This is a genomic window from Streptomyces sp. NPDC001781 (assembly GCF_053596035.1).
The window spans coordinates 34,493-55,433 of sequence record NZ_JBSFFI010000017.1; the positions used below are offsets into that span (position 1 = coordinate 34,493).

At 72.3% G+C, this 20,941-nt stretch carries 19 protein-coding genes and 2 pseudogenes; 15 read left to right on the plus strand and 6 right to left on the minus strand.

Annotation, left to right across the window (positions count from 1 at the left end; translation table 11 throughout):
* The first annotated feature begins 40 nt into the window (after positions 1 to 40).
* The 4 genes from ACWCV3_RS17510 (at position 41) to ACWCV3_RS17525 (ending at position 4,761) form a co-directional block, all read left to right on the plus strand.
* On the plus strand, positions 41 to 1,354 hold the full coding sequence (locus ACWCV3_RS17510) for a DUF6716 putative glycosyltransferase (RefSeq protein ID WP_451224293.1): 1,314 nt from the start codon (positions 41 to 43) through the stop codon (positions 1,352 to 1,354).
* A 65-nt stretch (positions 1,355 to 1,419) separates the two neighbouring features.
* The gene (locus tag ACWCV3_RS17515) at positions 1,420 to 2,670 is read left to right on the plus strand and encodes a cytidylyltransferase domain-containing protein (protein ID WP_451224295.1); all 1,251 of its coding nucleotides are present in this window, start codon (positions 1,420 to 1,422) and stop codon (positions 2,668 to 2,670) included.
* A gap of 13 nt (positions 2,671 to 2,683) precedes the next feature.
* Positions 2,684 to 3,622, plus strand: coding sequence for an N-acetylneuraminate synthase family protein (locus ACWCV3_RS17520; protein ID WP_451224298.1), 939 nt, complete (start codon positions 2,684 to 2,686; stop codon positions 3,620 to 3,622).
* Positions 3,623 to 3,669: 47 nt separating this feature from the next.
* On the plus strand, positions 3,670 to 4,761 hold the full coding sequence (locus ACWCV3_RS17525; protein ID WP_451224301.1) for a hypothetical protein: 1,092 nt from the start codon (positions 3,670 to 3,672) through the stop codon (positions 4,759 to 4,761).
* A 4-nt stretch (positions 4,762 to 4,765) separates the two neighbouring features.
* On the opposite strand, the gene ACWCV3_RS17530 is transcribed toward ACWCV3_RS17525, so the two are convergent.
* Positions 4,766 to 5,059: a hypothetical protein gene (locus ACWCV3_RS17530; RefSeq protein WP_451224303.1), complete on the minus strand. Its 294-nt coding sequence runs from the start codon at positions 5,057 to 5,059 to the stop codon at positions 4,766 to 4,768.
* Positions 5,060 to 5,281: 222 nt separating this feature from the next.
* On the opposite strand from ACWCV3_RS17530, the gene ACWCV3_RS17535 reads away from it, so the two are divergent.
* From ACWCV3_RS17535 to ACWCV3_RS17575, 9 genes and pseudogenes are all read left to right on the plus strand, one after another.
* Positions 5,282 to 6,508: a M20 family metallopeptidase gene (locus ACWCV3_RS17535; RefSeq protein WP_451224306.1), complete on the plus strand. Its 1,227-nt coding sequence runs from the start codon at positions 5,282 to 5,284 to the stop codon at positions 6,506 to 6,508.
* Positions 6,509 to 6,802: 294 nt separating this feature from the next.
* Positions 6,803 to 7,858: a BMP family lipoprotein gene (locus ACWCV3_RS17540; protein ID WP_451224309.1), complete on the plus strand. Its 1,056-nt coding sequence runs from the start codon at positions 6,803 to 6,805 to the stop codon at positions 7,856 to 7,858.
* Between the two features lie 152 nt (positions 7,859 to 8,010).
* The gene (locus ACWCV3_RS17545; protein ID WP_451224540.1) at positions 8,011 to 9,597 is read left to right on the plus strand and encodes an ABC transporter ATP-binding protein; all 1,587 of its coding nucleotides are present in this window, start codon (positions 8,011 to 8,013) and stop codon (positions 9,595 to 9,597) included.
* A complete protein-coding gene (locus tag ACWCV3_RS17550; RefSeq protein WP_451224312.1) occupies positions 9,594 to 10,721 on the plus strand; it encodes an ABC transporter permease in 1,128 nt (375 codons plus the stop codon). Before ACWCV3_RS17545 ends, ACWCV3_RS17550 begins: the two co-directional genes overlap by 4 nt.
* The gene (locus ACWCV3_RS17555; RefSeq protein WP_451224315.1) at positions 10,721 to 12,007 is read left to right on the plus strand and encodes an ABC transporter permease; all 1,287 of its coding nucleotides are present in this window, start codon (positions 10,721 to 10,723) and stop codon (positions 12,005 to 12,007) included. Before ACWCV3_RS17550 ends, ACWCV3_RS17555 begins: the two co-directional genes overlap by 1 nt.
* The gene (locus ACWCV3_RS17560) at positions 12,004 to 12,405 is read left to right on the plus strand and encodes a cytidine deaminase (protein WP_451224318.1); all 402 of its coding nucleotides are present in this window, start codon (positions 12,004 to 12,006) and stop codon (positions 12,403 to 12,405) included. The genes ACWCV3_RS17555 and ACWCV3_RS17560 overlap by 4 nt, the downstream gene beginning before the upstream one ends.
* Positions 12,406 to 12,476: 71 nt before the next feature.
* Complete coding sequence (locus ACWCV3_RS17565; RefSeq protein ID WP_451224543.1) at positions 12,477 to 13,760, plus strand: thymidine phosphorylase; 1,284 nt, start codon at positions 12,477 to 12,479, stop codon at positions 13,758 to 13,760.
* 95 nt (positions 13,761 to 13,855) lie between these two features.
* A pseudogene (locus ACWCV3_RS17570) lies at positions 13,856 to 14,433 on the plus strand (Uma2 family endonuclease).
* Positions 14,434 to 14,452: 19 nt separating this feature from the next.
* The gene (locus ACWCV3_RS17575; protein WP_451224321.1) at positions 14,453 to 14,833 is read left to right on the plus strand and encodes an STAS domain-containing protein; all 381 of its coding nucleotides are present in this window, start codon (positions 14,453 to 14,455) and stop codon (positions 14,831 to 14,833) included.
* Here ACWCV3_RS17575 and ACWCV3_RS17580 read toward each other — a convergent pair.
* Both ACWCV3_RS17580 and ACWCV3_RS17585 read right to left on the minus strand, forming a co-directional pair.
* The gene (locus ACWCV3_RS17580) at positions 14,717 to 15,730 is read right to left on the minus strand and encodes a sigma-70 family RNA polymerase sigma factor (protein ID WP_451224324.1); all 1,014 of its coding nucleotides are present in this window, start codon (positions 15,728 to 15,730) and stop codon (positions 14,717 to 14,719) included. The genes ACWCV3_RS17575 and ACWCV3_RS17580 overlap by 117 nt on opposite strands.
* Positions 15,731 to 15,859: 129 nt before the next feature.
* The gene (locus ACWCV3_RS17585) at positions 15,860 to 17,173 is read right to left on the minus strand and encodes an MFS transporter (RefSeq protein ID WP_451224327.1); all 1,314 of its coding nucleotides are present in this window, start codon (positions 17,171 to 17,173) and stop codon (positions 15,860 to 15,862) included.
* 63 nt (positions 17,174 to 17,236) lie between these two features.
* On the opposite strand from ACWCV3_RS17585, the gene ACWCV3_RS17590 reads away from it, so the two are divergent.
* Positions 17,237 to 18,190: a LysR family transcriptional regulator gene (locus tag ACWCV3_RS17590; protein ID WP_451224330.1), complete on the plus strand. Its 954-nt coding sequence runs from the start codon at positions 17,237 to 17,239 to the stop codon at positions 18,188 to 18,190.
* Positions 18,191 to 18,196: 6 nt separating this feature from the next.
* Here ACWCV3_RS17590 and ACWCV3_RS17595 read toward each other — a convergent pair whose 3' ends face one another.
* A complete protein-coding gene (locus ACWCV3_RS17595) occupies positions 18,197 to 18,958 on the minus strand; it encodes an alpha/beta hydrolase family protein (RefSeq protein ID WP_451224333.1) in 762 nt (253 codons plus the stop codon).
* Between the two features lie 465 nt (positions 18,959 to 19,423).
* Between ACWCV3_RS17595 and ACWCV3_RS17600 the strand changes: the two genes are divergently transcribed.
* Entirely contained in the window at positions 19,424 to 19,777 is a 354-nt protein-coding gene (locus tag ACWCV3_RS17600; protein ID WP_451224335.1) for an ATP-binding protein, read from the plus strand.
* Positions 19,778 to 19,902: 125 nt separating this feature from the next.
* Here ACWCV3_RS17600 and ACWCV3_RS17605 read toward each other — a convergent pair whose 3' ends face one another.
* The gene (locus ACWCV3_RS17605) at positions 19,903 to 20,106 is read right to left on the minus strand and encodes a PspC domain-containing protein (RefSeq protein ID WP_451224338.1); all 204 of its coding nucleotides are present in this window, start codon (positions 20,104 to 20,106) and stop codon (positions 19,903 to 19,905) included.
* A 365-nt stretch (positions 20,107 to 20,471) separates the two neighbouring features.
* A pseudogene (locus ACWCV3_RS17610) lies at positions 20,472 to 20,939 on the minus strand (VanZ family protein); the annotation flags it as partial.
* Positions 20,940 to 20,941 lie beyond the last annotated feature (2 nt).

Below are 20,941 nucleotides of genomic sequence, written 5' to 3' on the forward strand. Positions count from 1 at the left end.
GTTGGGCCGGACCTACGAAACGCTTCCTAGCGTCTTCGGCGTGCCAGCAAGTGCAACGAAGTCCCCGCGGATCGCCGTCCTCGCCGATTCCGACACCCGGTGGAAGTGGGGCGCGCTCACCGCGCGCCGTATCGCTCCCGCCGACGCCGGAGTCCGCCTCGACGGCTACCTCCTGCGGGGCCGGGCCACCCCGACACCCCGCCAGCTCGCGGAGACCGGCGCCACCGCCGACTCGCTCCGCGAGGTCACCGGCGCGGAGTTCCTGCGCGCCATGACCGGCCAGTCCTACGACATCCTGGTCCTCGCGCTGGTCGGCGGCGGTGTGCAGGCCATGCTGCACGGCCTGCGGCACGCCTGGGGGAGCGGCCAGCGCCCGGTCGTCGTCACCGGTTACGTCGGTGTCGTCTACGAGAAGCTCGCCGACGGCCTGCTGCTGCGGCACGGCGCCGACCTCGTACTCGCCAACTCGGCCCAGGACGCGGACCGGTTCCGCGCCGTGTACGAGGGGGTCGGGGCGGACGCCGGTGCCGTCACCGAGGTCGCGCTGCCGTTCCTCGGCGGGGAGGCGTACGCGGGTGAACGGGCGCCCTGCACGGTGACGTTCGCCGCGCAGCCCTCCGTACCGGAGAGCCGCGCGGACCGGACCTACCTGCTGGACCGGCTCGTCGCCCACGCCCGGCGCCACCCCGAGCGCGAGGTGCTGCTCAAGCTGCGCTCCAAGCCCGGCGAACACACCACGCACATCGAGGAGCTGCCGTACCAGAAGCTGGTCCGGGGGCGGGAGCTGCCGGACAACCTGCGTCTGGTGTACGGGCACATGGGCGACGTGCTGGACCGGACCGACCTGCTGGTCACCGTCAGCTCCACCGCCGCCCTGGAGTCCCTGCACCGGCGCGTCCCGACGGCCGTGCTGACCGACCTCGGGGTGCGGGAGGCGCTGGGCAACCACCACTTCCTGGGCTCCGGCTGCCTCACCTCCTGGGACCGGCTGGACGCCGGGCACCGCCCGGAGCCCGACCCCGGGTGGCTGGCCCGGCAGGGCGTCGCCGCCGGGGACGGCTCGTACGCGGGCGCCTTCGACGCGGCCCGCGCCCGGATCACCGCCCTGCTGGAGCGGTCCGGCGCGCTGCCGCCGCTGGAGCCCTACTACACCCCCGGGACCGCGCCCGGCTATCTGCCCGGCATCCTCGCCCGCCACCACCTCGGCCCCGACGGCGCCCCGCTGCCCGGCAGCCCCGCCACCCGGGCGGAGGCCGGACCGGTGCGGCAGATCGTGCGCCGGGCCGCCCGCGGCGCCTACCGGCACGGCGTCCAGCGGGTCGCCCCGGTGATCCGCCGGATGGGGGAGCTGTGAACCCCCCGCCCACCGTGAACCTCCCGAACTCCCAAGTCTCCCAAGCCTTTCGAGGAGCTGACCCCATGACCCACTGGCCCGCCGATCCGGGCGACCCGCCGCGCCGGGTGCTCGCCGTGATCCCGGCGCGCGGCGGCTCCAAGGGGGTGCCCGCCAAGAACCTCGCCCCCGTGGGCGGCGTCCCGCTGGTGGCCCGCGCGGTGCGCGCCTGCCTGGCCGCCCCCGCCGTCACCGACGTCGTGGTCTCCACCGACGACGCGGCCGTGGCCGCCGAGGCCCGCGCGGCCGGCGCCGAGGTCGTCACGCGGCCCGCCGCCATCGCCGGGGACACCGCCACCTCCGAGGCCGCCGTGCTGCACGCCCTGGACGCCTTCGAGGAGCGCGTCCGGGCGACCGTCGACGTGGTGCTGCTCGTGCAGTGCACCAGTCCCTTCCTGCTCGCCGACGACATCGGCCGGGTCGCCGGGGCGGTCGTCCGCGACGGCGCCGACACCGCCGTCACCGTGGCCCCCTTCCACGGCTTCGTCTGGCGCGACGGCGCCCCCGACGACGCGGACGCACCGGGCGGTTTCGGCGTCAACCACGACAAGGCCGTACGCCCCCGCCGCCAGGACCGCCCGCAGGACCTGCTGGAGACCGGCGCCGCCTACGCGATGGACGTGACCGGCTTCCGCGCCCACGGCCACCGCTTCTTCGGCCGCACCGAACTGGTCCGCACCGACCCGGCCCGCGTGCTGGAGATCGACGACCCGCACGACCTGGCCCGCGCCCGCGCCCTGGCCCCGCTGCTCGACACCGTCCCGGCGGGCGCGCTGCCCACCCGCGACGACGTCGACGCCGTCGTCCTCGACTTCGACGGCACCCAGACCGACGACCGGGTGCTGATCGACACCGACGGACGGGAGTTCGTCTCCGTGCACCGGGGCGACGGGCTCGGCATCGCCGCGCTGCGCCGCGCCGGGGTGCCGACGCTCATCCTGTCCACCGAGCAGAACCCCGTCGTCGCCGCCCGCGCCCGCAAGCTCCGGCTGCCGGTGCTGCACGGCATCGACCGCAAGGACCTCGCCCTCAAGCAGTGGTGCGAGGAGCAGGGCATCGCCCCCGAGCGGGTGCTCTACGCCGGCAACGACGTCAACGACCTGCCCTGCCTCGCCCTCGTCGGCTGGCCCGTCGCGGTCGCCGACGCCCACGACGCCGTACGCGGCGCCGCCCGCGCCGTCACCACCGTCCCCGGTGGATACGGCGCGATCCGCGAGATCGCGGGCTGGCTCCTCGGCCCCTCCCTCGACACCCTCCCCACCCCCGCAAGCAAGTAAGGAAACACCTGACATGAGCGCCAACTCCCGCATCCGCCACTTCGGTACCCGCGAGGCCGGCCCCGGCCGCCCGGTCTACGTCACCGGTGAGATCGGCATCAACCACAACGGCGAGCTGGAGAACGCCTTCAAGCTGATCGACGCCGCCGCCGAGGCCGGCTGCGACGCCGTGAAGTTCCAGAAGCGCACCCCGGAGATCTGCACCCCGCGCGACCAGTGGGACATCGAGCGCGACACCCCCTGGGGCCGGATGACCTACATCGACTACCGCCACCGCGTGGAGTTCGGCGAGGACGAGTACCGCCAGATCGACGCGTACTGCAAGGAGAAGGGGATCGACTGGTTCGCCTCCCCGTGGGACACCGAGGCCGTCGCCTTCCTGGAGAAGTTCGACGTCCCCGCCCACAAGGTGGCCTCCGCCTCCCTCACCGACGACGAGCTGCTGCGCGCCCTGCGCGCCACCGGCCGCACGGTGATCCTCTCCACCGGCATGTCCACCCCGAAGCAGATCCGCCACGCGGTCGAGGTGCTCGGCTCGGAGAACATCCTGCTCTGCCACGCCACCTCCACCTACCCGGCCAAGGCCGAGGAGCTGAACCTCCGCGTCATCAACACGCTGGAGAAGGAGTTCCCGAACGTCCCGATCGGCTACTCCGGCCACGAGACGGGCCTGCAGACCACGCTGGCCGCGGTCGCCCTCGGCGCCGTCTTCGTCGAGCGCCACATCACCCTGGACCGCGCCATGTGGGGCTCCGACCAGGCCGCTTCCGTCGAGCCGCAGGGCCTGGTCCGGCTGGTCCGCGACATCCGCGCCATCGAGGCGTCCCTCGGCGACGGCGTCAAGAAGGTCTACGAGTCCGAGCTGGGCCCGATGAAGAAGCTGCGCCGGGTCTCCGGCGTGGTCGCCGAGGCGGAGATCGCCGCCGCAGCGGGCGAGCCGGTCACGGTCTGACCGCTTCCTCGCCCGACCGCACTACGACGGGACGGTCACAACCCGCCATGAGCCCTCGCGCCGGACACCCCGGCCCCGCTGACCGCACGCTCGCCTTCGTGGAGAGCCCGGTGCAACTGCTGAACGTACTGGAGTGGGCCCACGCGGGCGGGGTGCCCGCGCGCGAGGGGGCAGTGGCGGAGCTGACGCTCGTCGTGCTCGCCCCCACCGACCCCATGACCCGCGGCCAGCTGCGCCGCATGGCCGACCTCGCCCGCGACGAGGGGTACGAGGTGCGCTGGGAGGAGGCACGGGGCGGCACGAGCGCCCCCTTCCACACCGTCGGCGCGCTGGCCGGGGCGCTCAGACGGGCCGGCCGGATCGTCATGGGCGATCCCTTCTCCCGCTACGTGCAGCTCCTGCTCACCATCACCCGGGCGCCCGAGCTGGTCGTGGTGGACGACGGCACCGCCACCATGGAGTTCGTCGCCCAGCTGGCCCGCGGGGAGCGCCTGGTGCGCTGGCACCGCAAGGGCGGCCCGCCCGGCCCCCGGGACCTGCTCTTCGCCCCGGTCTCCGCCACCGCCCGGCGCCGCCTCACCCCGAGCGGCGGCCGGCGGGTGGAGGTCTTCTCCGCGATGCCGGTGACGGAGACCCCGGACGGGGTCACGGTCACCCCCAACGAGTTCGCCTGGACCCGCGCCCGCTTCGGGCCGCCCCGCGTGACGAGGGGCGCCGACCTGGTCGGCACCTCCCTGGTGGAGACCGGCGTGGTCGACGCCGACCGCTACCTCGCGGCCGTCCAGTCCCTCGCCGGGGCGCACGGTGCCACCCGTTACTTCGCCCACCGGCGCGAGAGCACCCCGAAGCTGCACCGGCTGGCCGTCGAGACCGGCCTGGAGATCGTCCGCCCCGACCTCCCCCTGGAACTGATCGCCCGCCGCGGCCCGATCGGCAGCACCGTGCTGAGCTTCCCCTCCACGGTCGTCCACACCCTCCCCCTGGCCCTCAAGGGCACCGGCGTCCGCGTGGCGGTCTGCGACATAGACCCGGCCTGGCTCACCGCCCACGCCTCCCCACGAGCCCAGGGCTTCCTGTCGGGGGTGACGGGCACGGCCCGCGACACGCACCGGCTGACCACGGTGGTGCCGGGGACCTGAGGGGTCAGTCCTTCCGCGCCGGCACGAACCCCCGCGCCCGCGCCTCCTCTCCCGTCGGCTCGCGGACCACCGACGCGACCAGGGTCAGGCCCGCCTCCGTGAGGCCGGCGGCGACAGCGGCCGGGGAGCGCAGCCAGTAGTCCGGATCGATCTCGTGGCCGAAGCGTTCCGGCAGGTGCGTGTGGCCGGCCTCACCGGTCCGGAAGGCCGGCAGGACCGGGGCAACGGGGCGCAGCGCGCGGCGGAACGCCGAGCGGGTGATGTGCGGTCCGCGGTGCTGTCGGTCACGCCGCCGCACCCTACCGGCGCCGCTCGGCCGCACGGGTCCGGTCCATGGACAAACCGAGCGCCGGGACGGCTGGCGTGGTATCCGTTGAGGAAGAAAGAAAGGTTTTACCCAACCCAGTCCACCGCCATGCGTCCGCCGGTCAGGTTTTCTCCCTCCAACGGGCTGAAGTTTTGTTGATCGAGGGTCAGTTGACCGTCCGGGCGTCCTACCCTTCAGAGGGTGAACCGATCGATGACCCGAGAGACCGTGGCCGACCTCCCCGGTGCTGTGCTCCCCGGCGCGCTCAGCGAATCACTGCACGCCGAGCTCGTAGCCTTCCGCCGCGACCTGCACATGCACCCCGAGCTGGGCAACCAGGAGTTCCGCACCACCGCCGCCATCAAGGAGCGGCTGGAGCGGGCGGGCCTCGAGCCCCGCGTCCTGGTCACCGGAACCGGGCTCATCTGCGACATCGGGCACACCGAGGGCGAGCGCTCCGGCGTACCGCTGCTGGCTCTGCGCGCCGACATCGACGCGCTGCCCATCCCGGACACCAAGGACTGCGCGTACCGGTCCACCGTGCCCGACCGCGCCCACGCCTGCGGCCACGACGTGCACACCACCGTCGTGCTCGGCGCCGGCCTGGTCCTCGCCGCGCTGCACGCGCAGGGCCTGCTGTCCCGCCCGGTGCGGCTGATCTTCCAGCCCGCCGAGGAGCAGCTCCCCGGCGGCGCCCTCACCGCCATCGCCGACGGCGCGCTCGAAGGAGTCGGCCGCATCCTCGCGCTGCACTGCGACCCCAAGGTGGAGTGCGGCCGGATCGGCCTCAGGCACGGCCCGATCACCAGCGCCTGCGACCGGCTCGACGTGGCGCTGACCGGCCCCGGCGGCCACACCGCACGGCCGCACCTGACCACCGACCTGGTCACCGCCGCCGCCCGCGTCGCCACCGACGTGCCCGCGCTGATCGCCCGCCGCGTCGACACCCGCAGCGGACTCGCGCTGACCTGGGGCCGTATCGAGTCCGGCCACGCCCCCAACGTCATCCCGCAGCACGCCGAACTCTCCGGCACCGTCCGCTGCCTCGAACTCGATGCCTGGCGGGACGCGCCCGACGTCGTGCACGCCGCCATCGACGAGGTCGCCACCCTGCACGGCGCCAAGTCGGAGATCACCTACGTGCGCGGGGTGCCGCCGGTCGTCAACGACCGGGAGTCCGCCGAGCTGCTGCGGCGCGCCATGGTCGCCCGCTGCGGGCTGGACTCCGTGGAGAGCACCGAGCAGAGCCTCGGCGGCGAGGACTTCTCCTGGTACCTGGAGCACGTGCCCGGTGCGATGGCCCGCCTCGGCGTCCGCCGCCCCGGCGAGCGGACCGTGCGCGATCTGCACCAGGGCGACTTCGACGCCGACGAGAACGCGATCACGGTCGGTGTCGAACTCTTCACCGCCGCCGCGCTGATGGAGTCGCCCGGGGTGTGACCGGCGCCCGCAGGACGGTGGACGGCCCCCGCGTGACCCGCGGGGGCCGTCCGCGCAACGCACCGCAGGCCATTCGTGTCCACCCCGAAACACGGCGGTCGAAGACTCGGCAGATCGAGTTCAAGTGCCGTTTGCCTCGGTTCGATAACAGCTGCGCGAGAGGTGTTTTTCTGACATCTACGCGCGTTACGATGCCGCGAAGCCGACGCCGACGGGGCGTCTCGGCCGGGGCGTCGTCAGACAGCCCCCACCAAGCGCCATGGTGGCGCTCAGGTCAGGTGAAGGAGCCTTCCCGTGCGCCGGGTAGCCAAGCTTTCCGCTGCGTGTATAGCCACCGCAGCTCTCGCCCTTTCTGCCACGGCCTGTGGCAGCACCTCTTCCGAGAACGACAACGCGTCCTCCTCCTCCGGTGACGGCAAGGGTGTCAAGATCGGTCTCGCCTTCGACGTCGGCGGCCGTGGGGACCGTTCCTTCAACGACTCCGCCGCGCGCGGTGCCGACAAGGCGAAGAGCGAGTTCGGCGGCTCCGTCAAGGAGCTGACCGCGAAGACCACCGACACCGAGGCCGACCGCGAGCAGCGCCTCTCCGACCTGGCCGACGCGGGCTTCAACCCGATCATCGGTGTCGGCTACGCGTACGCGCAGTCCATGGGCAAGGTCGCCAAGAAGTACCCCAAGACCAGCTTCGGCATCGTCGACTCGGTCGTGGACGCGCCCAACGTCGACAGCATCACCTTCACGGAGGAGCAGGGCTCCTACCTGGCCGGTGTCGCCGCCGCGCTGAAGACGAAGAAGACGCACGTCGGCTTCATCGGCGGTGTGGACGTCCCCCTGATCAAGAAGTTCGAGGCGGGCTTCGTCCAGGGCGTCAAGGACACCAACTCCAAGATCAAGGTCGACACCCAGTACCTGAGCCACGGCTCGGACACCTCCGGCTTCGCCAGCCCCGACAAGGGCAAGGAAGCCGCGCAGGGCATGCTGGACAACGGCGCCGACGTGATCTACTCCGCCGCCGGCTCCTCCGGCAACGGTGCGATCGAGGCCGTCAACGGCAAGAAGGGCGCCTGGGCGATCGGCGTCGACTCGGACCAGTACAACATCCCGGGTCTCGCCAAGTACAAGAGCTCGATCCTCACCTCGATGGTCAAGAACGTCGACATCGGCGTCTACGACTTCGTGAAGTCCGTCCACGACGGCAAGGCGCTGAACGGCGTCAACAGCTACTCCCTCGCCAAGGACGGCGTCTCGCTGTCCACCAGCGGCGGCTTCATCGACGACATCCAGGCCAAGCTGGACGCCGCGAAGAAGAAGATCGTCGACGGCTCCATCAAGGTCAAGACCACCCCGTGACCTGACGGGTCCTCAAGGACCCCGGCTCGGCGTGGGGGCGCCATGAGCGCGCTCCCCGCCGGGCCATAACAATGTGTCAACTCTACGCGTGTAGCGCCGAGTTGCCGCGCTAGCGTCGCCGACGCCTGCCCTCACTCCCTCTGTATCCCCGCATCCCCCTTCCCCGAGGAGAGTGCGCCATCAACGCGTCCAGCCCTCCCGCTGCCGTCGAACTGCGCGGCATCACCAAGCGTTTCCCCGGCGTCGTCGCCAACCGCGACATCGACATCACCGTCCGCCCGGGCACCGTCCACGCCCTGTGCGGCGAGAACGGCGCCGGCAAGTCCACCCTGATGAAGATCCTCTACGGCATGCAGCAGCCGGACGAGGGCACCATCACCATCCACGGCGAGCAGGTCACCTTCTCCAATCCCGGTGACGCCATCGCGCGCGGCATCGGCATGGTGCACCAGCACTTCATGCTGGCCGACAACCTCACCGTGCTGGAGAACGTCGTCCTCGGCGCGGAGAAGCTGCACGGCATCGGCGCCAAGGCCCGCGCGAAGATCCGGGAGATCTCCGACGCGTACGGCCTGGGTGTCCGCCCGGACGTGCTCGTGGAGCGCCTCGGCGTCGCCGACCGCCAGCGCGTGGAGATCCTCAAGGTCCTCTACCGCGGGGCCAAGACCCTGATCCTGGACGAGCCGACGGCCGTGCTGGTGCCCCAGGAGGTCGACGCCCTCTTCGACAACCTGCGGGAGCTGAAGGCGGAGGGCCTCACCGTCATCTTCATCTCGCACAAGCTGGGCGAGGTGCTGTCGGTGGCCGACGAGATCACCGTCATCCGGCGCGGCACCACGGTCGGCACGGCCGAGCCCAGCACCACCACGCCCAAGCAGCTCGCCGAGCTGATGGTCGGCAGCGAGCTGCCCACGCCGGAGACGGAGGAGTCCACCGTCACCGACGTCGCGCTCCTCCAGGTCGCCGGGCTGCACCTGGCCCAGACCGACCTGGACGGTGTCGAGCGCGTCATCCTCGACGAGATCTCCTTCACCATCCACAAGGGCGAGGTCCTCGGCATCGCCGGCGTGGAGGGCAACGGCCAGTCCGAGCTGGTCGAGGCGATCATGGGCATGCGCGACCCGGACGCCGGCACGGTCACGCTGGACGGGGCCGACGTCAGCCACGTCCCCACCCGCCGCCGCCGCGAGGCCGGCATCGGCTACATCCCCGAGGACCGCCACCGCCACGGCCTGCTGCTGGAAGCGCCGCTGTGGGAGAACCGCATCCTCGGCCATGTCACCGAGCGCCCCAACTCCCGCCGGGGCCTGCTGGACCCGAAGGCCGCCCGCACCGACACCGAGCGGATCGTCGCCGACTACGACGTGCGCACCCCCGGCATCGACGTCACCGCGGCCTCGCTGTCCGGCGGCAACCAGCAGAAGCTGATCGTCGGCCGCGAGATGAGCCACAGCCCCAAGCTGCTCATCGCCGCCCACCCCACCCGCGGTGTGGACGTCGGCGCGCAGGCCGCGATCTGGGACTACATCCGTGCGGCCCGCCGCGACGGACTCGCGGTCCTGCTGATCTCCGCCGACCTGGACGAGCTGATCGGTCTCTCCGACACCCTGCGGGTGATGTACCGCGGCCGCCTGGTCGCCGACGCCGACCCCTGCACGATCACGCCCGAGGAGCTGGGCTCCGCCATGACGGGAGCGGCCTCCGGCCACCTGGAGCACATAGAGGACGACGCGCGATGAAAAAGCTGACCTCACGGATCGACAAGGAGCGGCTGCTCCTCGGCATCGCGGCGCCGCTGCTGGCCATCGTCGCGGCCCTGCTGGTCACCGCCCTGGTGATCCTGGCCACCGGCAAGAGCCCCGGCGCCGCGTTCAGCGACATGGTGACGTACGGCTTCGCCTCCGACAGCCAGGTCTACATCCTGAACAAGGCGACGACCTACTACCTCGCGGGTGTCGCGGTCGCCATCGGCTTCCGGATGAACCTGTTCAACATCGGTGTCGACGGCCAGTACCGGCTCGCCGCGTTCGTCGCCGCCGTCCTCGGCGGCGCGCTGACCGTGCCCGGCTGGCTCGCCATCCCGCTGATCATCCTGGCGGCCATGGCGACCGGCGCCCTGTGGGCCGCCATCGCCGGCATCCTGAAGGTGACCCGCGGCGTCAGCGAGGTCATCGCCACGATCATGCTGAACTCGATCGCCACCGCGATCATCGGCTACCTGCTCCAGCCCAGCCAGCTCGGCCAGCTCGACAAGGCCGGCACGCTGGTCTCGACCAAGCCGCTGCCGGAGTCCTCCTGGTTCTTCCAGATCGACACCGGCGCCGCGGGCATCCTGTGGGGCTTCATCGTCGTCGCGGTGATCGTCGGCATCGGCTACTGGTTCGTGCTCGGCCGCACCCGGTTCGGCTTCGACCTGCGTACCGTCGGCCAGTCCGAGACGGCCGCCGCCGCGAGCGGTGTCGGGGTGAAGAAGATGATCGCCACCAGCATGATCATCTCGGGTGCGGTGGCCGGTCTCATCGGCATGCCGACCCTGCTCAACGACAGCCACCAGTTCAGCAACGACTTCCCGGCGGGCATCGGCTTCACCGGCATCGCCATCGCGCTGCTGGGCCGCAACAACCCGGTCGGCATCGCGCTGGGCGCCCTGCTGTGGGGCTTCCTGGAGCGCACCACCAACCACCTGGAGTTCCAGGGCTACGACAAGGAGATCCTCGGCGTGATCCAGGGCGTCATCGTCCTGTGCGTCGTGATCGCCTACGAGGTCGTCCGCCGCTACGGCCTCAAGCGCCAGCAGCAGCGGGTCGGCGCCGAGCTGGCCGCCCGTGCCGCCGCCCCCACCGAGATGCAGGAGGTGGCGTGATGACCGCCACGATGACGGACGCGCCGCCGCCCGCGGCGCCCAAGGCGGACAACGCCGCCCAGCCGGCGGGCCGTTCGCTCGCGAGGATTCTTCTGATCGTCGGCGGCGCGCTGCTGCTCGTGGCCGTGGTCCGGGTCATCACCGGGGCCAACCAGCTCACCTCCGAGGGCCAGGTCAGCGCCGCCCTCGGCCTCGCGGTGCCGATCGGTCTCGCGGGCCTGGCGGGCCTGTGGTCGGAGCGGGCCGGCGTGGTCAACATCGGCCTCGAGGGCATGATGATCCTCGGCACCTTCGGCGCCGGCTGGATCGGCTGGCAGTCCAGCCCCTGGCTCGGCCTGCTGTGCGGCGTCGGATTCGGCGTCCTCGGCGGCCTGGTGCACGCGGTCGCCACGGTGACCTTCGGAGTGGACCACATCGTCTCCGGTGTGGCGATCAACCTGCTCGCGCTGGGTGCCACCCAGTACCTCGCCAAGCTGTTCTTCGCCGAGGGCACGGCCGCCGAGGCGGGCGGCAACCCCAAGCAGTCGCCGCCGGTGAACTCGCTCGGTGACGTCACCGTCCCCGGACTCTCCGACGCGCTGCACTCGGTCGAGCAACACCACTGGTTCCTCATATCCGACATCGCGGGCATTCTCGGCGGTATCGTCACCGACGTGTCCGTGGTGACGATCCTCGCCGTGCTGCTCTTCGTGGGCAGCTGGTGGGTGCTGTGGCGGACCTCGTTCGGTCTGCGCCTGCGCTCCTGCGGGGAGAACCCGGTCGCGGCGGAGTCGCTCGGCGTGAACGTGTACCAGTACAAGTACGCGGCCGTCGCGATCTCCGGCGGTCTCGCCGGACTCGGCGGTGCCTTCCTCGCGCTGGTCACCTCGCACACCTACCTGGAGGGCCAGACCGGCGGCCGCGGCTACATCGGTCTCGCCGCGATGATCTTCGGCAACTGGCGACCGGGCGGTCTCGCCATGGGCGCGGGCCTGTTCGGCTACTCCGACGCCCTCCAGCTCCGCAACGGCGGCGTCACCGTGCACGCCCTGCTGCTCCTGCTGGTCGTGCTGCTCGCGGCCCTCGCCGGCTGGAAGCTGTACCGCAAGGCGCTCTGGCAGGGCGTGGTCAGTGCGGTCGTGGCCGTCCTGGTCCTGGCCTGGTACCTGTTCACCGACGAGGTCCCGAGCGACTTCGTCGGCGCCACCCCGTACGTCGTCACGCTGCTGGTGCTGTCGCTGTCCGCGCAGCGGCTGCGGATGCCGAAGGCGGACGGCATGCGGTACCGGAAGGGGCAGGGCAAGTGACCACCGCGACCGCGTTCGACTGGGAGAAGCTGCGCGCCGAGGCCCGCGAGGCCATGGCCCACGCCTACGCCCCCTACTCGGGCTACCCGGTCGGCGTGGCCGCCCTGGTCGACGACGGCCGCACGGTCACCGGCTGCAACGTGGAGAACGCGTCCTACGGACTCGGGCTGTGCGCCGAGTGCGGGCTGGTCTCGCAGCTCCAGCGCACCGGCGGCGGGCGCCTGACCCACTTCACCTGTGTGGACGGCACCGGCGCCCTCCTGGTGCCGTGCGGCCGCTGTCGCCAGCTCCTGTACGAGTTCGGCGGGCCCTCGCTGCTGCTGGACACCCCGGAGGGCGTCCTCCCGCTCTCCGAGATGCTTCCGCAGGCGTTCGGCCCGGACCATCTCACCAAGTAAGTCCGTGCGGCCCCCCTGCCCGCTCGAGCGGGCAGGGGGGCCGCACATCTGCACCTCCCGGAAGGAACTCCCTGGCCATGGACGCCATCTCCGTCATCCGCAGCAAGCGGGACCGCGCCGCACTGACCGACGAGCAGATCGACTGGGTCATCGACGCGTACACCCGCGGCGAGGTCGCCGACTACCAGATGGCCGCCCTCAACATGGCGATCCTGCTCAACGGGATGGACCGCCGGGAGATCGCCCGCTGGACCGCTGCGATGATCGCCTCCGGCGAGCGGATGGACTTCTCCTCGCTGTCCCGGCCGACCGCCGACAAGCACTCCACCGGCGGTGTCGGCGACAAGATCACGCTTCCGCTGGCCCCGCTGGTCGCCGCGTGCGGCGCGGCCGTGCCGCAGCTCTCCGGGCGCGGTCTCGGCCACACCGGCGGCACCCTGGACAAGCTGGAGTCCATCCCCGGCTGGCGGGCGCTGCTGTCCAACGAGGAGATGCTGTCGGTCCTGGACGGCGTCGGCGCGGTGATCTGCGCGGCGGGCGACGGCCTGGCTCCGGCCGACAAGAAGCTGTACGCGCTGCGCGACGTGACCGGCACGGTGGAGGCGATCCCGCTGATCGCGTCGTCCATCATGTCCAAGAAGATCGCCGAGGGCACGGGCTCCCTGGTCCTGGACGTCAAGGTCGGCTCCGGCGCGTTCATGAAGAACATCGAGGACGCCCGTGAGCTGGCCTCCACCATGGTGGGCCTCGGCACCGACCACGGTGTGAAGACGGTCGCCCTGCTCACCGACATGTCCACCCCCCTCGGTCTGACGGCGGGCAACGCGCTGGAGGTCCGCGAGTCCGTGGAGGTCCTGGCGGGCGGCGGCCCGGCGGACGTGGTCGAGCTGACCCTCGCCCTGGCCCGCGAGATGCTCGACGCGGCCGGCCTCAAGGACGCCGACCCGGCCAAGGCCCTGGCCGACGGCTCCGCGATGGACGTCTGGCGCCGCATGATCGCGGCCCAGGGCGGCGACCCGGACGCGACCCTCCCCGTGGCCCGCGAGCAGCACGTGGTCACGGCTCCCTCCTCCGGCGTCCTCACCCGCCTCGACGCCTACGACATCGGCATCGCCGCCTGGCGCCTCGGTGCGGGCCGCGCCCGCAAGGAGGACCCGGTGCAGGCGGGCGCGGGCGTGGAGCTCCACGCGAAGCCCGGCGACACGGTGGTCGCGGGCCAGCCCCTGCTGACCCTGCACACGGACACCCCGGACCGCTTCGGCTACGCCCTGGAGGCGACGGAGGGTTCCTACGACATCGCGGCGGAGGGCACGGAGTTCACCGCTTCGCCGGTCGTGCTGGAACGTATCGCCTGATCAGGGATCTCTTCGTTCGGGTGAACGGGACCGGTGGACCTCCGCCGGTCCCGTTCGTCATGCTGGGATCGGTGACGCACTGATCGGAGACGGTCGTGAGCGCACTCACCGTGAGCCAGGACCCCGACCGGACCTGGGACGACCTCGTCCGGTTCCGGGACGGGTCGGACTGGCCCGAGGGCATCAGGGTGGAGATCATCGAGGGGATCGTCACCGTGTCGCCGACTCCCGCGTACCGCCACAACGTGATGGCGGCGCGCATCCAGCGTCGCCTCTACTCCGTGATCCCCGAGGGCTGGGAGATCTTCCAGACACGGTCCATCGCCGTGCCGTCCCGCCTGGGCATGTTCATCCCTGACCTGGTCGCGCCGCTGCAGCCGTCCGGGACGGAGTCGCAGATCCCGGCAGCCCTCGCCGAACTCGTCGTCGAGGTGACCTCGCCGTCCAACGCTCGGCACGACCGGATCAGCAAGGCGGCCGCGTACGCCACGGCGGGCATCCCGCTCTGTCTGCTCGTGGACCCAAGGGCTCCGGGGGCCCCGCGGTCACCCTCCACGGTGAGCCGAAGGATGAGGTCTACCGGGTGCTCAGCGCGGTGAAGTCCGGTGACACCGTCCGCCTGCCCAAGCCGTTCGACGTGGCGCTCGACACCAGCGAGTTCCCCGTGGACTGAGTGGGCTGAACGCCGTCCGATGAGTTGTCGGGGTGCCCCCGGTCTACCCGACGTGGACCCCAGGACCGATCCCGTGCTCGTGCTGCGTGGCCCCGTCACCCGGGATGAGGTGGCGGGGCTGGCTGATGCGGTGCGGGGGCTGGCCCCCCGCAGCGGGGTTGTCGTCTGTGACGTGGCCGGGCTTGGGCCGCCGGGGCTGGTGCAGGTCGACCTGCTCGCCCGGCTGGAGCTGGCCGCCCGCCGGGCAGGCGGGCGGATAGCGCTGCGCGGACCGGAACCCGCGCTACGCGCCCTGCTCGGCCTCGTCGGGCTCGGCCTCCAGGTGGAGGGGGAGGCCGAAGAGGGGGAACCAGCGGGGGGTGTCGAGGAAGCAGTGGAAACCGGTGATACGGCCTCCTGACATCTCCAGGACCTGGACCGCCCAGGGCATGAAGCCGCCCTTCTCGGGGTCGGGCTTGTAGTGGGCGAAGCCCGGCAGGCCGTTGACCTGGACCGGGAGGAGGCGGGAGCCCGCGCAGGAGGCGCCGAGGGTGGTCATGAAGCCGGTGATGTCGGCGGGACCGAGCAGCCACAGGTCGAACGGCGGCATCGTCATCACCGCGTCCTCGTGGAGCAGGGCGGTCAGCGCCGTCATGTCGTATCCCTCGAACGCCTTCACGTAGCGCTCCAGGAGCTGCTTCTGCTCCTCGTCCAGAGGGTCGGAGACGGCGGCGTCGGCGCCGGTGTCCGCGCGTTCGGCGAGGGTGGCGCGGGCGCGCTGGAGGGCGCTGTTGACCGAGGCGACCGTGGTCCCCAGCAACTCGGCCACCTCACTGGCCCGCCAGGCCAGCACCTCGCGCAGGATCAGCACGACCCGCTGCTTGGGCGGCAACCGCTGGAGCGCCGCCATGAAGGCCAGCCGGATCGACTCGCGGGCCACCGCCGCCTCCGCCGGGTCGGTCACCGGGGGCAGCACCCGCGTGTCCGGTACCGGCTCCAGCCAGGTGCGGTCCGGGCGCGGGGAGAGCGCGGCCCGCGCGAGCGGGGTCGGCTCGGTGAGGTCCATCGGGCGGGCCCGCTTGTTGCCGGCGGCCAGCATGTCCAGGCAGACGTTGGTGGCGATCCGGTACAGCCAGGACCGCAGACTGGACCGGCCCTCGAACTTGTCGTAGCTCCGCCAGGCGCGCACCAGGGTGTCCTGTACCGCGTCCTCGGCCTCGAAGGACGAGCCGAGCATCCGGTAGCAGTACCCGGTCAGCTCGGTCCGGTACCTCTCCAGCGCGACATCGAGGTCCGCCGTCGCCGTGCCGTCACCCATCGTCCACCCACCCTGTGGCCGTCCTGTACGCGCGCCGTCGCGCCCCAGCACTGCGGAAGCTATCGCAGCCCACTGACAACGGCCCCCGGAGTGGACGAACCCGCAGCTCGGGCGGGCGCGCGCACCGGGTCAGCGCGCCGGTACGGCCTCGCGGCGCGCGGCGGTACGGGCCGCGAGAGTGCCCAGCGCGGTGAAGGCGACGACCCCCACGACCGCGAGCAGGCCGACGCCGACCGTGCCCGCCCAGCCGCAGGCGTGGAAGGCGAGCGCGCCGACGGTGCTGCCCGCGCTGGAGCCGATGTAGTACGACGACTGGTACAGGGCGGTCGCCTGCGCGCGGCCGTGCGTGGCCGTCTTGCCGACCGCCGAGGAGGCGACCGCGTGGCCCGCGAAGAACCCGGCCGTGATCAGCACCAGGCCCAGCAGGACCAGCGGCAGGGAGGGCACCAGCGACAGCAGCAGGCCCGCCGCCGTCGTGCCGCCCGCCGTGTACAGCGCGCCCCGGCGGCCGAGGCGGCCCACCAGCCGGCCCGCCGACGAAGCGGAGACCGTGCCGACGAGGTAGACGAGGAAGATGGAGCCGATGACGCCCTGCGGCAGGGAGAACGGCGCCTCGGTCAGCCGGTAGCCGATCACCGTGTACACCCCGCCGAACACCGTCATGAACAGCGCGCCGATCGCGTACAGGCGGCGCAGCAGCGGGGAGGCGAGGTGGTCGCGGACCGCGCGGGCCAGCGACCGGGGGCGCAGCGAGCCCGCCTCGAAGTGCCTCGGCGCGGGCAGCAGCAGCCGGAACGCCACCGCGCAGGCCACCGCGACCAGGCCGATCACGCCGACGGCGATCCGCCAGCCCCACTCCTGCGCGACCCAGCCGGTGATGACCCGGCCGCTCATGCCGCCCACGCTGTTGCCCGCGACGAACAGGCCGATCGCGGTGACCAGCGCCTTCGGCCGGACCTCCTCGGCCAGATACGCCGTCGCCGAGGCGGGCAGCCCGGCCAGCGCGGCGCCCTGCACCGCCCGCAGCGCGACCAGCGCGCCGATGGACGGCGCGAACGGAACCAGCAGGCCGACGCCCACCGCGACCATCAGGGACGCCGTCATCACGGTCCGGCGGCCGAACCGCTCCGACAGCGCGCTCATAGGCAGCACGAAAAGCGCCAGTCCACCGGTCGCCGCAGCCACGGTCCAGCTCGCCTCGCCGGCCGCCACCCCGTAGTCGTCCGAGATCAGCGGGAGCAGTGCCTGGGTGGAGTACAGCAGCGCGAAGGTCGCCACGCCCGCGAGGAAGAGGGCGAAGCTCATCCGGCGGTAGCCGGGGCCGCCGGGCGTCAGCCGCGAGTCGGCCGGGGCCGGGATCTCGAGGGACTCGGGGGACTCGGGAGAGGGGACGGGCGTGCGGGCGTCCACGCTGATGGACGCCCCGGTACTGGCGGGAGACATGCCTCGAACCTACGGACGCGCCCACTCATCCGTCCAATGCATGGAATCGCCATAATCGTTCCCATGGAGCATCAGCAAAGGTCACAGACGCGCCTGTCACCGTCCAGTGACACAGAAGACATGGCGCTGCTGCTCGCGCCCCGCCTCGCCTACTTCGCCGGGGTGGCCCGCACCGAGCACGTCACCCGCGCCGCGCACGAGATGAACGTCCCGCAGTCCACCCTCTCCCGCGCGATGGTCAGGCTGGAGCAGGACCTCGGGGTGGACCTGTTCGCCCGGCATGGCCGCACCGTCTCGCTGACACCGGCCGGCCGCACCTTTCTCGGCTCGGTGGAGCGGGCCCTCGCCGAGGTCGAGCGGGCAGCCGAAGAGGTGCGCGCGGACGCCGACCCGGCCACCGGAAAGGTCGCCTTCGGCTTCCTGCACACCATGGGCCCCGAGACCGTACCCGGCCTGCTGCACGCGTTCCGCGCCGACCATCCCGGGGTCCGCTTCAGCCTGGTGCAGAACTACGGCGAGGCCATGCTGGAGCGGCTCCGGGGCGGCGAGCTGGACCTCTGCCTCACGTCTCCGGTGCCGGACGCGCCGGACCTGGTCGCCCGGCGCCTGGACGAGCAGAAGCTCCGCCTGGTCGTCCCGGCCGACCACCGGCTGGCCGGCCGCCGCCGCATCCGGCTCGCCGAGGCGGCCGAGGAGACCTTCGTGACCCTGGAGCCCGGCTACGGCCTGCGCCGCATCACCGACGACCTGTGCAGCGCGGCCGGGTTCCGGCCCAGGGTCGCCTTCGAGGGGGAGGAGACGGAGACCCTGCGCGGACTGGTGGCCGCCGGGCTCGGGGTCGCCCTGCTGCCGCCGCCCACCGTGCCCCGGCCGGGCGTGGTGGAACTGACGGTGACGGCGCCGAGGGCGGTCCGCGAGATCGGTGTCGCGTGGCTGGCCGACCGTCAGGACACCCCGCCGGTGGCCGCCTTCAAGAAGTTCCTGCTCTCCCGGCGGGGCAGCCTGCTTCCCTCCTGAGCCCGGCTACCTGCGCAGCGACTTCCCGAATCCCGACGCCAGCGGCATCCGCAGCCCTATCGGCGGCGGCGCCGCCAGCGCGTCCTCCACCGGGCGGGACAGCGGGGTGCCGAACAGGGAACCCAGCGCGAAGTCCACGGTCAGCGCCAGCACTTCGTCCCGGTGCTGGTGCAGCCCGTGGCCGTCGGAGTGCACCTCGAACCGGCACACCTCGCGGTTCACCTTCTTCGCGCGGGCCGCCAGCCGGAACGACAGCTCCGGATCGCACCGTTCGTCGTTCGTGCCGTGCGCGATCAGCACCCGGCGCCCCACCAGGTGCTTGACCGGCTCGCCGGCGTCCGCGCCCTCCTCCGGCAGCCAAGGGGCGATGGCGACCACGGAGTTGACCGCCTCGTGGCCCCCGGAACCCAGCGCCGCCCGGCCGCCCATGTCCAGTCCGACCAGGCACACCGGCACGTCCCCGTACCGCCGCACCACCTCGTCCGCGGCCCAGCCGGCGTCCGCCGCGAGGTGGGCCTCTGTGCCGTTCCAGCCGCGGTAGCGGTAGTGGACCGGGTGGACGGCGAGTCCTTCCTCCCGGCCGGCCCGGGCCAGGCTGCGGGCCACGGCGTGGACGAAGGTGCCCGGCAGAACCGGGGACGGGCGGCGGGTGGAGACCTCCTCCCCGCCGGGGAGCACCAGCACCGCTCCGCTGACCGCGCCCGGCGCGGGGCCGACCGCCTTTCCCAGCCTGGCCGTCCGGACCGGCGTCGTCGCTTGCTGTCCCATGGCAGAACACTGTCAGAAGGCGCGGTGTACGAAACCCTTCCCGGCGGTCACCGTTGCGTATCGACGCGCACGGGGTACGGATCGCGCCACTGTGTGAACGGCCGGAATGCGTGCGTTCAGTCGAGGGGTACGGCCGTACGCACGATTTCCGGCGCCGGTTCCGAAGTCAATGCGATGAGATCAAGGTTCATTCCTTTCGATGAACGGTCCGCGGTGACGCGGTACTTCACCCTTCCTGGATGTGAAGGGCCGTCGCCCGAACAGCCGTTCCCAAGCATCGCTTTCACCAGCGTGTATACGGGATGAGAATGTCTGTATTACTAATCCTGGGGCCGGAGAATGCGTACGGGCATTCACCGTCCGTCCGCATTTCGGTGATTGCGGCGGGCGGGCCGTGATGTCTACGGTCATGGACCGCTCGGATCATCCATGATCCATGTCTCCGCATTCAAGGACGCATTCACCATGAAGCAGTCTGCTGCCAGGACCCTCGGTGTCGCCGCCCTCGGTGCCGCTTTCGCCGCCGCCGGCGCGGGAGCGGCCGACGCGGCTCCGCTCACCCCGGACGCCCTCCCCGTCGTGGGTTCCGTCGCCCACACGCTGCCGGCCGCGAACGTCACCGAAGCGCTGCCCGGCGCCGCCGACGCCGTCTCCCACGGGCAGGGTGTGATCGGCGGCGGCCTGAAGACGGCGCGTCCCGCCGTGCAGAAGGTCCTCGCCCAGGGCCCGACCGCGCCCGTCGCCGGGCTGCTCGGCGGCCTGCCGGCCCAGGGCCTGCCCACCCACGGCCTGGGCCTCAACGGCATCCCGCTCGGCTGAGTCCGCCCCGCGCGCCGCTCCCCACGCGCGAGGCCCACACACGACGCCGCCGAAGCCGTCCGGTGCTCTCCGGGACGGCCTCGGCGGCGTTCCCGCTTGCGCGGGACCCGGCCGGCGGCTTGCGCTCACCAGGCGGTGGTGCGGGCCTTGTCCTCGGAGGGCAGCAGTATCCACAGGGCTATGTAGATCAGGAGCTGCGGGCCGGGCAGCAGGCAGGAGACCAGGAAGATCACTCGCATCGTCCCCGCCGACATACCGAAGCGCCGGGCCAGTGCGGCGCACACGCCGCCGATCATGCGGCCGTGGGTGGGGCGGGCAAGGGCGGTCATGGCGGGCTCCTCCGTCGTCGTCGGCCCGCGACCGGGCCGCCTGCCGGGGCGGGCCGAGTGCCGCGCCCCCGTGTGTCGTCGTATGCCCAACGGTACGGAGACGAAGCGGGAGAAGCGTCACTCTAAGGGGCGATACCGACCCTGGGAATCGTCGGGGTCAGCCCCTGAGGAAGCTCCCCGCGCACGCTCACCGCACCACCGGCCGGACCCGCGAAGCCGGCCCCTGCGAGCCGGTCCGTCCCCCGCGTCCCCCCGGCCTGGTAACCGTCCCAGCCCGCGGCGAAGCCCCCGGAGACGCCCTCGGGGACACCCCCCAGTCCGCCGCGTCCTCCGCGGCCGCCGTACTCGTCCTCCGGCACGCCGCCGCCCCGCCGTCGGCGCAGCCAGGCCCGTCCCGCCGGAACCACCGTCAGATGGGCCAGCAGCACCCCCGCGGTGTTCAGCAGCAGCACGTCCACGTCCACCACCCGCCCGGGCACCCCTGTCTGCAACAGGGCGATCCCCAGCGAGATCAGGGCGCCGGCCGCGGCCGTACGGAACAGGGACGCCAGCTTGGAGACGGTCAGTCTGCCGTCCGCCATCGGCAGCAGGACGCCCAGCGGCGCCAGCAGACCCAGACCCCGGCCGATGCGGAGGGCCGCCTCGGGCCAGCCCAGCGCCAGGTCGGCGCGCAGCCCGGCCAGCGGGTGGAGGTTCGCGGGGCGTACCCACGGCACGTCCAGGGGCCGCAGCGTCAGCCAGGCGACGAGCGCGAGATGCGCGACGAGGAGGATTGCCCCGGTCACTCGGATGCGGTTCGCGGCGGTGCCGCCGATGGAGCCTTGACGCTGCACGT